Here is a 14417-nt window from a genome sequence, read left to right as displayed (position 1 = left end):
GCAATGCTTGCGCCCCTGGGGCGCAAGCATTGCGCCCCTACATTGACGGGGGTACTCCGTTGATCCGTCACTACGAACGAACGTTTTGGAGATTTTATTTTTTGGAGTTCCCTGACTTCAACCCAAGGGACAAAGCAACTGGGTGAGGGGGGAATAATGTAGCTACAAGCCGACGGGGATTAGGGACCCTGGGGAAGTTTAACGGGCGATCGCCCTTTCCCGATCTTTCCTTGTCTAGAAGTCAGGGGGTGTGATATATTAATTGATTGTGCCGAATTAATGGAAGTCCATGCCTAAACTGAAAACCAGAAAGGCTGCTGCCAAGCGCTTTAGAGCCACAGGCAGTGGTAAGATCAAGCGTCGGAAAGCCTACAAAAGCCACCTACTCGAACACAAATCGGCTACTCGCAGAAATCGCTTGTCAAAGAGCGCCCTTGTCAGCGAGCAGGATGAAAAAAACGTGCATTTAATGATGCCGTATTTGTAAAAAGTTAGATGCTCGATTTGTGGCGACAGAAGTCAGACAGCTTCACAGCCCTCGAAGGTCGGATCACCTCTGACTTCCTAGCCCGGTAGCGGGGGTAAAACCCCTCTCCAATCGAGGGAATGGATTGATTGCTCAGATTTGTACAAATAAAGGAAAGTAACCATGACACGGGTAAAACGCGGGAACGTTGCGCGCAACCGCCGCAAAAAGATACTGAAAATGGCCAAGGGATTTCGGGGTTCGCACTCGAAACTGTTCCGGACAGCTAATCAGCAGGTGATGAAAGCCCTGCGGAATTCCTATCGCGATCGCCGCAATCGCAAGCGTGATTTTCGCCGTCTGTGGATCGCCCGGATTAACGCCGCCTCTCGGATGCATGGCATGAGCTACAGTCAGTTGATTGGCAATCTCAAGAAGGCCAATGTTCAGTTGAACCGCAAGATGCTGTCTCAAATGGCAATTTTAGACCCGGCGAGTTTTGCCAAAGTTGTAGAACTGGCCGCTCAAGCCAAATCATAAATGATGATGCAGCCAGAGGGCAAAAGGATCAAGAGTTTGTTGCTTGTTGTTGCCTTTTGCCTTTGGCCCTGGGGTCAAGTTGGGAATGCGGCGGAATGGGCCGAAATTCAGCAACGGGGTCAACTGATTGTGGCGGTGAAGGATAATCTCCGTCCAATGGGATTTCGAGAGGACAGGGGCAATCTGCAAGGCTTTGAAATTGATATTGCGCGACGGTTAGCCCAGGAGTTGCTGGGGAGTCCCGAGGCGGTGGAACTGGTCCCGGTGGAGAATCGCGATCGCCTTGCGGTGGTGATTAACGGTGAAGTAGATCTGGCGATCGCCCGAGTGACGGCAACCCCATCGCGATCGCGGGTGGTTTATTTCAGCCCGCCCTACTACCTAGATGGGGCCAAAATTATCACCCGAGACCCCTTAATCCGTCAACTTTCTGACTTAGCGGGTCAAGCAGTCGCCGTCCTGAATGCCTCCAGCACCATTCCCCTGTTAGAGTTTCGACTTCCCCAAGCCCTGTTAGTCCCCGTAGACTCTTACCAAGAGGCGCAACGGCTGCTAGAATCCGGTGAGGTCCGTGCCTTCGCTGCCGATGCCAGTATTTTGACCGGATGGGTGCAGCAATATCCCCAATACAGACTGCTGCCATTCCAGTTGTCTACTCAACCTCTGGCGGTGGTGATGCCGAAAGGATTGCAATATGCCCAACTGCACTCCCGAGTCAATCAGGCGATCGCCCAGTGGCATCAAGAAGGCTGGTTACAAGAACGGGCCGAATACTGGGGTTTACCCGTGGTAGAAGTCACCCCTGCTCGCCCCTAGAGTGAGGGTCAAAACCTCCTCCCTGAGCACTCAAGATAATCAACTAAACCAGCAGGAGTCCCGCGATCTAATCTTTGATTGAGCGTCGGGAGGAATGCTGGGCAAATTGTGGGGTTCGATACCCCACAATCTGCAAATAGTATATAATTATATACATTGATAAAGTTCACCACTTGAAAAATGAGTCAGGTACTTACGGTCTCTTGTAAATTGATGGTTACACCACAGCAGGTTGAAAAACTTGATGTGGTGCTTGCTGTTTTTGCGAGTTGCTGTGAGTTCGTCAATGACAAAACTCCCGAAAAGCTGACCAATCAGAAGGCAGTCCAGTCTTTAATTTACAAGGAAGCTAGGGCACATTCTGGTCTGTCTGCCCAGATGACCATTCACGCTATCCGGCGCGTTTGTGCGAATCGGAAGGTGGCAAAACAAAAAGGTAGACCCGTTAAAAACTTTGCTCCAACTTCTGCTACCTACGACGTTCGCACCTTCACTTTTAAAGAAGCGGATTGGATGGTTAGCTTGACCATGCTCAAAGGTCGGGAGAAATTCAATCTCCACATCGGTGATTACCAGAAGCGTTTACTCCAAGGGCAAACACCCAAATCGGCAACCCTGGTAAAACGCAATGATGGCAGTTTTTACTTAAACATTCAGCTAGAGTCTGAACCTCCAGCTATCCCCGATCCGGATGATGTGTTGGGAATTGATTTGGGACGCACAGATCTAGTTTGCACATCCAAGGGAGAAAAATTCAGTGGCCAACAAATCACGCAGACTAGAGACAGATACAGCCGTGTAAGGGCTTCGTTGCAACACAAAGCGTCTAAAGGCACAAGGTCAACGCGGCGTCGATGCCGCCAGGTCTTGCAACGGTTAAGTGGACGTGAACGAAGATTCCAAACATGGCTGAACCATACCATCAGCTATCGACTCACCCGTACCGCTAAAGCCTCAAACCAGGCGATTGCACTTGAAGACTTGACGGGCATCAGAGAACGCACGAATGAATTGCCACGCTCTAAGACGGAGCGACGACGTTCTAATAGTTGGGCATTCTATCAGTTGCGTCAATTCTTGACCTACAAAGGGGTGAAATTTGGCGTAGATATCCGGATAGTAGACCCTCGCTACACCTCGAAAACTTGTCATTGCTGCAAAGTAATTGGCAACCGACAAGGTAAGAAATTTGAGTGCCTAAACCTAAAGTGTGGATGGGTCGGCGATGCTGATGAGAATGGAGCGAATAATATCGCAACTTTGGGGGTTATTGTAAACAATCCCAGAGGCTCCGAGGTAATGTCTTGTTCTTTACAAGATGTTATCTTGAGGGCTACCAAAAGCCCGCATCGTACCGCTATAGCGGTCGGTGTCGGGTAGTTTACAATTCTCGGGCAGTTGAATCAGTCAATTAAAACGGCATGAATACCTCTCTTCCCCTTCTTTACCTCTCGATTTTGCTGGGATTACTCGCAGTTGCGGCTTGGGCTGTGGTGCGCCAAGTCCTCAGAACTCGCAAGATTGAACTCAACCTTTCTCGGTTGCAACAGACTCTTTCCAAAGGAAAAGGAACCGCCGAAGAATATTATGAACTCGGCAGTATTTATTTGGATAAGCAACTCTATACCCAAGCCCTGGTGCAGTTCCAAAAGGCTTTAAAATGTAAAGCTCCCATTGATGAGGAAAGTAAAGCGCTCATTTACAATGCTTTAGGGTATAGCTATGCGGCATTGGAGCAGTACGACTTAGGGATTCGGCAATATAAAGACGCCTTAAAGTTTAATCCTGAATATGTCACCGCCTGGAATAATCTCGGGTTTGCTTACGATCGCAAAGGGTTAACCGCTCAAGCCTTAGAAGCCTACGAAAAAGCCCAGGAATTCGACCCGAACAATAAAACCGCCAATAAACGAGTGGCTTCCCTTCGCAAGCGACTGCCAACGGCCACCTCGTAAACGCGGCTAAGTCTAAGGTTAGAGGGGACAGAGGCATGGTTCGCCTTTTCCCCTTTGACAGGGAATTCTAGCACCCTCCTCTTGGGTTGTTCGACTTGTTATTGGGGGATTAGCGAGAGTTTGGAGGATTCACCCAGTCAAGGGCGAAAATATTTTTTTTTATTAAAAAAAACCATACCCTGGAAGGTGTCTTATCAAAAGAGGGTAGGTTATGATCTCCATCAGTACCCTGTAAATTCAGTCCCCGTTAAGGGGAGAGATTAGTTTCACCTTCTTCGGTTTGGAGAATCATTCATGACCAACATACCCTCGAATCATAATCCCCTGTACCGGAACGCCCTTGAGCCCCTTGTGATTGAAGAATCACAACGGCAATTGCGTCAACTCCCCCCGAAAATGCTGGGGTCTCTCAAGCCCGAGCGAGTTTTAGCTCAGGTTGTGGCTTATGCCTTGAATCGACTCCCGGCTTTGTATGCCACAAGCGATCGCGGCTGGCAATTTCAACAACATCAGGCTCAAAAATTAAGGCCCCAAATTGTGATGGCCGTCCGTCAAGGATTTGCGGCGGTTCAACGGGATCCCCTAACCCCGGTTTGGAATGATGCTCCTGAACCGGAACCTGAAGCCTCTGATACTAATGAAAAGCGTGCACAAGCCAGACGCAGGATCGCCTCATACCGCTCTTTTAATGTTTAAAAACCCGAACCATCGCACAGAATAAGTGCTAGATTTTAACATCCTCAATTCCTCAGTGAATTTGTAAAAAGGAAGCGTGTATTCAGTAAAAAGTGAAAACCTGGGGACATTATTGGATTGAGTGGCGATCGGCCTACGGTATAACTTCGCTTACCTCGCCTTAGCTGAATCCATTAGGGTTGGAGCAAAAAATTCCGCTGATGACGAATGGAATCGATTTGTGATTGAAGTGAAATGACTATCCGCAACTCCGGATCAATTTTTGGTGCATCTGAATCCGGCGATCGCGCAGTTTCTCACCCGATGAATCAGGCCAGACACCCCTTTTCCCAATTATCCCCCTTGATCCCAAACGGTTGATACTCTGGACTTAAAAACCCAGTGAACAGGCAACCGAATTTCTACCCAGCGATAGAGGAGAACCTTAGCATCCTAACCATAGCTGTGTGGTATTATAGCAGGAAAGAGACTCGGAACTTTCAGCAGAGATCGGGACTAGATAAAACCCTCTCTCTTCTCAACTGGGGGTAAGCTGTTGCCTGGGTAAAAAATTGGAGATTAGAAAATTATGAACCCCTTGGTTCAAGCGGTTCAAGGCTCTTGGTCGCTCTAATCATCTAGTTTAAATGCAAGGGCAGCAGAGGATGGATAAAGCAGTCGATAAAAATTAGAGTAGCTCTTGGAAATCCATACTTAGCGAAGAGTTGGCCTAAGAATATCCTGAATCATTCCCTTGCCCAATGCAACCGACCTCAAACGTCAGTCAAACAAGTCAGGCCAACCCATCATAAACAGAAAAAGCACTCATGAGATCGGACCTATCCTGGAAATCGGCAGGCTCGCGCCGGACATGGATCCCGTATTTCGTGTTAGTCGTGACGTTGCTGCTGACGGCTCTGGCCTCTTATACGGTTGACCAAACCGCCCAATCTAAAGAGCTGTTGCGGTTCGAGAATGCAATCGAGCGGACCACGGATAGCATTGAGAAGCGGCTGGACACTTACCTGGCCTTACTGCGTGCAGGGAGGGGATTATTTGCAGCGAATCAGACCGTGAGTCGCGAGCAATTCCATCAATTTATTTATAATCTGGAACTGCCGGAACGGTATCCGGGAATCCAGGGAATAGGTTTTTCCGTGCGCGTCGATCCGGAAGAAGCCGAGAGGATCCTGGAGGAAATCCAAACCTACAATCCAGGGCGGTTGGCGATTAGCCCAGAATATGAGCGCTCGGAATATCATGCGATTTTATATCTGGAACCGTTAGATGCTAGGAACCGAGGGGCGCTCGGATATGATATGTTCAGTGAACCCGTGCGTCGAGCGGCAATGGAACGGGCAAGGGATACGGGGATGGCGGCAGCATCTGGTCCGGTGACCTTGGTGCAGGAGATTGAGGAAGATAAACAGGCGGGATTTCTGATCTATCTGCCGATTTATCGCAGTGGCGTCATCCCGCAGAGCGTTGCAGAGCGCCGATCGCAATTGTTGGGTTTTATCTACAGTCCCTTTCGTGCCGATAATCTCCTCCTGGGAATTTTCGCCAAAGAAAAATATCCCACGGTGGATTTTGAAATTTATGACGGAACTGAGCTCAACCCCGAGTTTCTACTGCATTCCTCCCACAAATACCGGGGAAGAAATACCCAATCTCATCGCCCCCGATTTCGAGAATTGCGAACCCTGGATGTGGCGGGACGAACCTGGACGATCGCCTTTGCCTCTACCCCAGAATTCGACCAACTCTCCGGTAAAAACCTGGTTCCTTATATCCTTGCCAGTGGACTAATTATCGCCTTGATCTTATTTCTGCTAACGCGATCGCAAGCCCAAGCACGTTATGCAGCCGAACGAGTTGCCATGCAACTGCGCGCCTCCCAAACCGCCCTGGAGGAAAGCGAATTTCGACTGCGCCGCCTAGTGGATGCCAATATTATCGGCATCATTATTCACGACACCCAAGGCAAAATCGTCGAAGCCAATGATGCCTTCCTCAACCTTTTAGGATACTCCGATACCGACTTGTCCCAAGTGAATTGGTGGGACATGACCCCACTGGAATATCACCCCGCAGATGAAGAGGCGATCGCTCAGATGAAAGCCACCGGCTCTCATCCCCCCTTTGAGAAAGAATATATCCGCAAAGATGGCACCCGCGTTCCCGTCCTCCAAGGTACCGCATATTTGGGCGGGACCGACGAATTGGCCGTCAGTTTCGTCCTGGATCTCAGGGAAAACAAACAAGCCGAGCTTTCTCTGAAAAATTCTGAAACCCGCTTCCGGACGTTAATTGAGCAGTCTCCCTTAAGCACCCAAATTCTCTCTCCCCAGGGTCAGACACTCCAGGTGAACCGCGCCTGGGAAGAACTCTGGGGCATCACCTTAGCCGATCTGGCAGATTACAATATGCTCCAGGATCGGCAACTGGTAGAAAAAGGCATCATGCCTTATATCAAAAAAGCTTTTGAGGGAGAAAGCGTCGCGATTCCCGCAGTCCGGTATGAACTGCATAAAACTTTATCCGAGACGGTTTCAGATCCCACGACAGAACACTGGGTTCAAGCCTATATGTATCCGGTCAAGGATCGCGATGGCAAGATTCGCGAACTGGTAATCGTCCATGAAGATATCACGGAACGCCAGAATTTAGAGGCACAACTGGCAGCGCGTGCCGAACAACTCGCCGAAGCGAATCGCATGAAAGACGAGTTCCTAGCGACCCTCTCTCACGAGTTGCGAACCCCTCTGAATTCTATGCTGGGGTGGAGTCAGTTGTTGCAAATGCGGAAATTAGATCTGACGACTACTGGACGAGCACTGGAAAGCATCGAGCGCAATACCAAGGCCCTGACTCAATTGATTGAGGATTTGTTGGATGTTTCGCGGATGATGACGGGTCAGTTTCGGATTCAACTGCGTCCCGTAGACTTGACTGAACCGATTGAAAATGCGATCGCCTCGGTGCAACCGGCAGCCGATGCTAAAAAAATTTCAATTTGCGCGGCTTTTGATTCAGAAGTCACTCGGGTTGCCGGAGATCCAGCCCGCTTACAGCAACTGGTGTGGAATCTGCTGTCCAATGCGATTAAGTTTACGGGTACTGGGGGACGGGTGGATGTGGTTTTACAAGGCGATCGTACGACGGCGCAAATTATTATTCGAGATACGGGTTCAGGGATTGCACCGGAGTTTATCCCCTATCTGTTTGAACGATTTCGCCAAGCGGATAGCGCGATTACCCGATCCCATGGGGGTCTAGGCATGGGATTGGCGATCGTCCGTCATTTAGTCGAACTCCACGGGGGCACGATCGCTGCTGAAAGTCCCGGACTCGGACAAGGGGCCACTTTTATTGTCACCCTCCCCAAAGAGGCGATCGTACCCGATCCGGGTCAAGCCGAGGGCCTCTCCCCGGATAATTTCCGGACCTCAGACGGCTTTTAAAGTAGGGTGGGCACTGCCCACCTAAACTCAAAGGTGGGCAGTGCCCACCCTACAATTGCTACAATTGCTCCCAGTTTTGGGCTGGGTTACCGCAACAGTAGAATCACCGTTTGCAACAACCCGATCGCCACCCCGAGGATTCCCCCTAAATTGACGATCGCCTGCAACTCACTTTTAACAATGCCTTGAATCGCGCTTTCTAGTTCTTCGGCTGAAGTATTCCGCACCCGTTCCACAATCACGCGGTCAATATTCATAATCGGAATCGCTTTGGCAACCAGGGTTTCTAAATCTCGTTCCAAATAGCGCTCTAAAATTAAAGCTAATTCTTTGCTCACCAATCCTAATGAAGCATTCACCACAGAAGACGCTTGGAGACGCTTGAGAATTAAGTTCGCCACACTTTCCCAATTGACCGACTGAGTTAACCCCTGAATTAAGTCTCCCCCGCGAGTTTGGACATAGGTGCGGATACTTTCTTTGAGGGTTTTTCTGAGTTGGCGAACCGTCGAAACAGGTAAATTTTGCAGGGAAACATTATGCAACCATTCCTGCAACCGAGCTCTGACCCCCAAAGTTTTGATTAATTCCGAAATCCGAGCATTGGCATCTTCTTTTTCATCTAGGCAAAAGCTCCGCAGACGGGTGAGAGTATTCCGCAACCCCAGTAAATTGGCAACCACCCAGTAGGTCCCGCTACTTTTCTCGCGAAACCCCTCATCAATGGCCGTAATATTGCGATCGGTCAGAAAATCAACCAAAGTTTGCCGCACCACATCCGGAGGCAGAACTGCCGTTAGTAACCAGTCAGACAGTTGCTGGGCTTGATTTTCTGTCAGTTGAAACTCCAGCAGCACCTGGTCAAAAATTTGGTTAATCTGGGGTTCTAGAAAATCTTCCTGTCTGGCTAGAACTCGAATCATCCGGGGGAAGGATTCTCCTAACAAATCCCGCAGGATACCGGAGAGGATTTTAGCGGTTTTCTGCTCCGTATCGGATTTTAGTTGAGTCAGTGCCAGTTCCAGTAACCAGTGAATTGCCGCCTGGATTCGTTCAGTTTCCAGCAATCGTTGCGCTAATTTTTGCAATTCCGTTGGCGTCAGCAGGGACCCCATAATCGTATCGGCAATCCGTTTGGCCAATCGTTCCTGGTTGCGGGGAATCAAACCTGGGGTAAACGGAACACGCCGTCCCTTGAAAGAATAGGCACGGTAGGGACGGAATAGCATTTTAATGGCTAAATCGTTGGTGAAATAACCAATAATTCCCCCGGCGATCGGGGGTAAAATGTAAGGCCAAAGAGACAAGAGATCCATTCGCAATTCAGCGTTTCCTCGTTAAGCATCGCGGGTTAACGGGTAACGGTGAATGGTTAACCCCTCCTCCTCAACACTCAACTGAGACGTTTAGTGACGACTAATACTCCCATGATGCCACCTGAGATGGGGTAATGTGTGGCTTGGGCGAATCCGGCTTGTTTTGCCAGACGGATTTGTTCGGGTCCTTGGGGGAATTTTTCCAGACTGGGGAGGATGTAGGCATATTCATCCTGGAGTCCATTGGCGGTGGCAACGGGGACAACGATGGTTTGAAGTATCCACTGCTGAATGGCGTTGAGGGTGGGATTGTTGGGGCGATGGAAGTCCAGAATCGCTGCGGTTGCACCGGGTTTAAGGACGCGATGGAGTTCCCGTAGACTCAGAGGGATATCGGTGACGTTCCGCAGTCCATATCCCATTGTTGCCGCATCAAAAAAGTTGTCGGCAAAGGGGAGATGGAGGGCGTCTGCTTCTATCCAGTGGAGACTCAGGGGGGGATAATGGTTTTCCCCTCGCTGACGGGCGATTTCTAGTTGAGCACAGGAGAAATCTACGCCGAAGACTTGTCCGGTTTTGCCGACTCGTTCCCCCAACAATTGGGCGAGGTCCCCACTGCCACAGCACAAATCTAAGCAAGTATCACCGGATGAGGCTTGACTCCATTTGACGGTCATCAATTTCCAGATCCGGTGTTGTCCCACGCTTAACCAATCGTTGAGGCGATCGTAAACGGGGGCGATGCGGTTAAAGAGGGTTTGAATGCGACTGGCGTCGGTGGTTGTTTCAACAGCAGGAGGGGTCATGGATGATATCGAGTACAAGTTAGGGCTAGGGCCACCTGTTGGGCGGATAGATGCAACAGTTCGAGTTCATCCTCGCGCAGGATAGAGGGTTCTTTCCATTGCAGGGATAAGACAGCGATTTGCTCGTTGCGGTAATCAATGGGGATGGCGAGATGGGCTTGGATCCCAGAATTTTGGTAGTGGGGGACTTGGGCAAGATTGGGGTCTTTGGCGATATCCACGGCGATCTGAACATTTCCCGAGGCGATCGCCTCGGCAATCAACGGGTCATCCTGCAACCAGTTCTCGACGCTGCCATCTTTACTGTAGGAGCTTTGGGCCTGGGCTAAGGCATTGTTTTCCACCAACTGTAAAATACAGTAATCCGGAGAAAAGTTTTCCCCAAATGCCTGAGCTAAGGGGGGTAGACAAGCCTCTAAACTGTTAGCAGAGCGCGCAACGCCCACAATAGTCATCAGCAGATTGGTTTGTGCTTGAGCCCGTCGTAGTTCCTCCGTCCGTTGTTTGAGGAGTTCGTAGGTTTCTGCCGCCCGTTGAACCACGGTTTTGAGTTCATGGGGGTCCCAGGGTTTAGTAATGTATTTATAAACTTGTCCGGAGTTGATAGCTTCAACGAGATCTTCAATATCGGTGAATCCAGTGAGGATAATCCGCACCGTATTGGGAAACTGGGGGACCGTTTTACTGAGAAACTCGGTTCCTTTCATTTCCGGCATCCGCTGATCGGAGATGATCACGGCGACTTCCCCTTCTTGAGAGAGGATTTCTAAAGCACTGGCTCCACTATCCGCTTTAAGCACCTGAAACTCTCGCCGGAACGTGCGATAGAGCAAATCCAGGTTATCTGGTTCATCATCGACGACCAGCATTTTCGGTTTTTTTCTTCGCTCTCGACTTTTCAATTGACTCTTGATGTTATCTAGTTCAGGGATTGCGTTATCCATAACACTACAATAAACTCCTTTCGCCCCACCGTCTGGGTAACCGCCCTCAATCAATAGTACCCAATCTGGGTAGGGGGGTTAGAACATTACCGGGAAAAGTTGCGATCGCCTGGGGAGGCAAGCCCCTTTTCCGGATGTCAACCCGGGATTTTTCCTGGGGTTACCCGTTTTACCTCGGGTTGCTTACGCCTGTGCCCACTCCGGATCGGGATCCCTTGAGCGGATTCTCCTGGGAGGCAAGCAGAGGCGATCGGCTAAAATCTCTTTCTTTCACTTTCTCCACAGAACCAAATGCTAAACTAATAAATTGACCCTTACTCGTCATGCTTATGAGTTTAAATGTAGTCACCTTAGTTGGTCGAGCAGGCCGTGATCCAGAGGTAAAATATTTTGAGTCTGGCAGTGTTGTTTGTAACTTGACCCTCGCTGTTGATCGGTTCAGTCGTAAAAGCGATGGACCCGACTGGTTCAATTTAGGTGTGACCCGTTAGTTAGAAACTTTATTTGACACAAATAAGGGGGATTAACTACAAGGAAATGGGGTAAACTCCCAAACCCTTGATAACTGAATGTTCATGTTGGTGAGAGGAATTAATATCCCGTTGAAGAGAAAACAGAATTCTTCAAACCCTCAAGTCCAACCCTCTCGGATGCAAGAGTGAAAGCATTCTCCTCACCCTTGAAACTAGCAGATTCAACGGTGTCAGCAAAGGAGGAAACGGAGGTCATTCGGACCCTTACCGAAAATCCCTTCTAGCAAGAGGTTATGGGTAGCTGAATGCAAAGGTATGCAACCGTCGTTAACCAGTCCCAGCGAAAGAGGTTGATACGCTGGCGTCAAAATGACCTAGGGTTAAATTGTCATCTTCAACCGAAGTCTGACAGCTTGGAATTGCTCATCTAAATGGAGCAATTTGCATCCCCCACACCCTCGGCGGATAGTACCACCCTAACGCCTCAAAACAATGAACATTCGGAACGGGGAGTCGATGACATTTCTTAAAATCGGTCGATATTTTAAGTAGGTGCTAACCGGATAATGTCATCAGACGAGGATTGGGACCGAAGCCAAAGCCTAACTGTAATGGTTATGGATATGCTGATAGTCTCACGGTGATTTGGAGAGAAATTCATCAATTGCAATGCAAATGTCTAATACCAGTCAATCGACTCCGGTGGAATGGAACAACCTCAACTGGCGCAAGCTAGAAAGAGCCGTGTTTAAGTTGCAAAACAGAATTTTGAGAACCGCTCAACGTGGAGATGAAAAAGCCGTTCGCAAGCTGCAAAAAACCCTGGCACGCTCTTGGTCCGCAAAATGTCTGGCAATTCGAGAGAACCTGAAAAAAGTTCATCCCTACCCGGCTAGAAATAGATCCGGTTGTCAGGGGAACTGTCGGAAATCTCAACCCCAAGGGGTGGAGCAGAAATGGGGGGGGGGGAAATGTGATCGCTCTCTTAGCAATGCCCAACAAATTCGCCCTTGTACCCAAAAGCTCTCTCTTCTATTTAAAGCCAATAAAACCGCTAAACTGGAAGATTTAATACCCAAAATCCATACCATTATTCAAGATTGGCGCAACCAAAATCCGCATCCAGGCAGTGCGAAACTCCTCAAGAGACTCCATCATGATTTGCACCAAATCGTCATGCATTGGGGACGCAGAAGGACCGGGAGTTATCACCGAGCGTATCATCTCTACTGGCAGCAGCTAGATGGCATAAGTCAACTGGTAAAAAACCCTAGTTAAGAGAATTTCTTAACTAAAAATCAACCCAGAAAAGAGGCTTTTTATCTCATCGTAACAAATCACTGAGGAGCCGTATGAGGGGAAACTCTCATGTGCGGTTTTGAATCAGAGGTTAGCGAGGTGACTTGCTAATCGACTGTAACAAATCTGGGGTAAAACAGCAGAAATTGCCGCTCAATATGTCCGCAAAGGAAAATTAATTGGAGTAACGGGAAGCTTAAAATTTGACTACTGGAATGACCGTTCCACCGGCGCTCTATGTTCTAAACCCGTCATTTTTGTTGATAGCCTCCAATTACTCGGTTCTAAACAGGATAACGAACAGGGTGGAGGAAGTATGAGAGGGGGTTATCAAAACGATGAATTCTAAACCCTAAAAACCACAGGTAAGGACAGGGTATCCCCCTGTCCTGCCTGAGTCACTCAATAACAATCTCGGAGGAAGAATGGCAGTCACATTAAATCTACAACCGGCGCTAAAACTGACTCCAGAACAGTTTGCAGAATTAGCGCAAATTAATCAAGACTTACAACTAGAATTAACCGCAACTGGAGCGTTAATCATTATGCCACCCACTGGAGGAGAAACGGGAAATAAAAACTTTGAAATTTATATCGATTTAGGACTCTGGAACCGCCAAAACCCCCTGGGGAAAGCCTTTGATTCCTCTACTGGGTTTCGGTTGCCTAATGGTGCAGTGCGATCGCCTGATGCCAGTTGGCTCAAACTAGAACGATGGGACCCCTTAACTCCAGAACAACGTAAGAAATTTTTACCCTTATGTCCCGATTTCGCCGTCGAATTAGTCTCGGAAACCGATGAGATTCAAACCACCCGTTCCAAAATGCAGGAATACCTAACCAACGGATTGCGCTTAGGGTGGTTAATCGACCCCGAAACTAAAACTGTCGAGATTTATCGTCAAAATCAACCCGTAGAAATTTTGCAGTCTCCTTCAACCCTATCCGGGGAAAAAGTATTACCAAATTTTATCCTAAATTTACAACCGATTTGGTAATCAGTAATTTATAAAAATAAAAACAAAAATACAACACTTACTAGAAATTATGGGAGTTACTTTAAATCTACAACCCGCGCTAAAAATGACCGTAGAACAGTTTGCAGAATTAGCGCAAATCAATCAAAACTTACAGCTAGAATTAACTGCAACTGGAGCCTTAATCATTATGCCACCCACTGGAGGAGAAACGGGCGATCGCAACTTTGAATTAAGCGGCCAATTGTGGGATTGGAACCGCAAAAACCGCTTGGGGAAAGCCTTTGATTCCTCCACCGGGTTTCGGTTACCCAATGGTGCAGTGCGATCGCCTGATGCCAGTTGGCTCAAACTAGAACGATGGGAAGCATTAACTCCAGAACAACGCAAGAAATTTTTACCCTTATGTCCTGATTTCGCCATCGAATTAGTCTCGGAAACCGATGAGATTCAAACCACCCGTTCCAAAATGCAAGAATACCTCACCAACGGATTGCGCTTAGGGTGGTTAATCGACCCCGAAACTAAAACCGTGGAGATTTATCGTCAAAATCGCCCAGTAGAAATTTTGCAGTCTCCTTCAACCCTATCCGGGGAAGAAGTATTACCAAATTTTATCCTAACTTTACAACCGATTTGGTAAACTGGAAGTCATAAAGAGTGGAAGTAAAACATCAAAACCTAGG

At 48.5% G+C, this 14417-nt stretch carries 13 protein-coding genes and 2 pseudogenes; 12 read left to right on the top strand and 3 right to left on the bottom strand.

Annotation, left to right across the window (positions count from 1 at the left end; translation table 11 throughout):
- Positions 1 to 289 precede the first annotated feature (289 nt).
- The 7 genes from rpmI to NG833_RS28750 all read left to right on the top strand — a co-directional run bounded on the left by rpmI (position 290) and on the right by NG833_RS28750 (position 7916).
- Positions 290 to 487 (top strand): 50S ribosomal protein L35, encoded by a 198-nt coding sequence (gene rpmI / locus NG833_RS28780; RefSeq protein WP_207089333.1) that lies wholly within the window; start codon positions 290 to 292, stop codon positions 485 to 487.
- A 162-nt stretch (positions 488 to 649) separates the two neighbouring features.
- A complete protein-coding gene (gene rplT / locus NG833_RS28775) occupies positions 650 to 1006 on the top strand; it encodes a 50S ribosomal protein L20 (RefSeq protein ID WP_254568694.1) in 357 nt (118 codons plus the stop codon).
- 36 nt (positions 1007 to 1042) lie between these two features.
- Positions 1043 to 1822, top strand: coding sequence for a transporter substrate-binding domain-containing protein (locus NG833_RS28770; protein WP_309143892.1), 780 nt, complete (start codon positions 1043 to 1045; stop codon positions 1820 to 1822).
- Between the two features lie 180 nt (positions 1823 to 2002).
- A complete protein-coding gene (locus tag NG833_RS28765; RefSeq protein WP_254568693.1) occupies positions 2003 to 3202 on the top strand; it encodes a transposase in 1200 nt (399 codons plus the stop codon).
- A 41-nt stretch (positions 3203 to 3243) separates the two neighbouring features.
- Entirely contained in the window at positions 3244 to 3777 is a 534-nt protein-coding gene (locus NG833_RS28760) for a tetratricopeptide repeat protein (RefSeq protein ID WP_254568692.1), read from the top strand.
- A 294-nt stretch (positions 3778 to 4071) separates the two neighbouring features.
- Positions 4072 to 4473: a late competence development ComFB family protein gene (locus tag NG833_RS28755; protein ID WP_254568691.1), complete on the top strand. Its 402-nt coding sequence runs from the start codon at positions 4072 to 4074 to the stop codon at positions 4471 to 4473.
- A gap of 806 nt (positions 4474 to 5279) precedes the next feature.
- Positions 5280 to 7916 (top strand): CHASE domain-containing protein, encoded by a 2637-nt coding sequence (locus NG833_RS28750; protein WP_254568690.1) that lies wholly within the window; start codon positions 5280 to 5282, stop codon positions 7914 to 7916.
- 86 nt (positions 7917 to 8002) lie between these two features.
- On the opposite strand, the gene NG833_RS28745 is transcribed toward NG833_RS28750, so the two are convergent.
- From NG833_RS28745 to NG833_RS28735, 3 genes are all read right to left on the bottom strand, one after another.
- Positions 8003 to 9232 (bottom strand): DUF445 domain-containing protein, encoded by a 1230-nt coding sequence (locus NG833_RS28745; protein ID WP_254568689.1) that lies wholly within the window; start codon positions 9230 to 9232, stop codon positions 8003 to 8005.
- 77 nt (positions 9233 to 9309) lie between these two features.
- The gene (gene ubiE, locus NG833_RS28740) at positions 9310 to 10038 is read right to left on the bottom strand and encodes a bifunctional demethylmenaquinone methyltransferase/2-methoxy-6-polyprenyl-1,4-benzoquinol methylase UbiE (RefSeq protein WP_254568688.1); all 729 of its coding nucleotides are present in this window, start codon (positions 10036 to 10038) and stop codon (positions 9310 to 9312) included.
- Complete coding sequence (locus tag NG833_RS28735; RefSeq protein ID WP_254568687.1) at positions 10035 to 10982, bottom strand: response regulator; 948 nt, start codon at positions 10980 to 10982, stop codon at positions 10035 to 10037. Before NG833_RS28735 ends, ubiE begins: the two co-directional genes overlap by 4 nt.
- A 329-nt stretch (positions 10983 to 11311) precedes the next feature.
- On the opposite strand from NG833_RS28735, the pseudogene NG833_RS28730 reads away from it, so the two are divergent.
- From NG833_RS28730 to NG833_RS28705, 5 genes and pseudogenes are all read left to right on the top strand, one after another.
- Positions 11312 to 11464, top strand: a pseudogene (locus NG833_RS28730) (single-stranded DNA-binding protein); the annotation flags it as partial.
- A gap of 666 nt (positions 11465 to 12130) precedes the next feature.
- The gene (locus NG833_RS31135; protein WP_375293979.1) at positions 12131 to 12733 is read left to right on the top strand and encodes a reverse transcriptase N-terminal domain-containing protein; all 603 of its coding nucleotides are present in this window, start codon (positions 12131 to 12133) and stop codon (positions 12731 to 12733) included.
- 142 nt (positions 12734 to 12875) lie between these two features.
- Positions 12876 to 13103, top strand: a pseudogene (locus tag NG833_RS28715) (single-stranded DNA-binding protein); the annotation flags it as partial.
- Between the two features lie 76 nt (positions 13104 to 13179).
- Positions 13180 to 13752: a Uma2 family endonuclease gene (locus tag NG833_RS28710; RefSeq protein WP_254568686.1), complete on the top strand. Its 573-nt coding sequence runs from the start codon at positions 13180 to 13182 to the stop codon at positions 13750 to 13752.
- A 49-nt stretch (positions 13753 to 13801) separates the two neighbouring features.
- The gene (locus NG833_RS28705) at positions 13802 to 14374 is read left to right on the top strand and encodes a Uma2 family endonuclease (RefSeq protein ID WP_254568685.1); all 573 of its coding nucleotides are present in this window, start codon (positions 13802 to 13804) and stop codon (positions 14372 to 14374) included.
- The last annotated feature ends 43 nt before the right edge of the window (positions 14375 to 14417 follow it).

It is taken from the genome of Oscillatoria sp. HE19RPO, assembly GCF_024220515.1.
Lineage (GTDB): Bacteria > Cyanobacteriota > Cyanobacteriia > Cyanobacteriales > Laspinemataceae > Laspinema.
The sequence above is the reverse complement of the archived record's forward strand: the minus strand, read 5'-3'. Positions and strand labels throughout refer to the sequence as shown.

What these genes read in the sequence shown, in the direction of transcription:
- NG833_RS28755 (WP_254568691.1), top strand. Translation starts at nt 4,072, where the DNA reads ATGACCAACATACCCTCGAATCATAATCCCCTGTACCGGAACGCCCTT.
- NG833_RS28765 (WP_254568693.1), top strand. Translation starts at nt 2,003, where the DNA reads ATGAGTCAGGTACTTACGGTCTCTTGTAAATTGATGGTTACACCACAG.
- rplT (WP_254568694.1), top strand. Translation starts at nt 650, where the DNA reads ATGACACGGGTAAAACGCGGGAACGTTGCGCGCAACCGCCGCAAAAAG.
- NG833_RS28735 (WP_254568687.1), bottom strand. Translation starts at nt 10,982, where the DNA reads ATGGATAACGCAATCCCTGAACTAGATAACATCAAGAGTCAATTGAAA.
- ubiE (WP_254568688.1), bottom strand. Translation starts at nt 10,038, where the DNA reads ATGACCCCTCCTGCTGTTGAAACAACCACCGACGCCAGTCGCATTCAA.
- NG833_RS28750 (WP_254568690.1), top strand. Translation starts at nt 5,280, where the DNA reads ATGAGATCGGACCTATCCTGGAAATCGGCAGGCTCGCGCCGGACATGG.
- NG833_RS28705 (WP_254568685.1), top strand. Translation starts at nt 13,802, where the DNA reads ATGGGAGTTACTTTAAATCTACAACCCGCGCTAAAAATGACCGTAGAA.
- NG833_RS28760 (WP_254568692.1), top strand. Translation starts at nt 3,244, where the DNA reads ATGAATACCTCTCTTCCCCTTCTTTACCTCTCGATTTTGCTGGGATTA.
- rpmI (WP_207089333.1), top strand. Translation starts at nt 290, where the DNA reads ATGCCTAAACTGAAAACCAGAAAGGCTGCTGCCAAGCGCTTTAGAGCC.
- NG833_RS28710 (WP_254568686.1), top strand. Translation starts at nt 13,180, where the DNA reads ATGGCAGTCACATTAAATCTACAACCGGCGCTAAAACTGACTCCAGAA.
- NG833_RS31135 (WP_375293979.1), top strand. Translation starts at nt 12,131, where the DNA reads ATGTCTAATACCAGTCAATCGACTCCGGTGGAATGGAACAACCTCAAC.
- NG833_RS28745 (WP_254568689.1), bottom strand. Translation starts at nt 9,232, where the DNA reads ATGGATCTCTTGTCTCTTTGGCCTTACATTTTACCCCCGATCGCCGGG.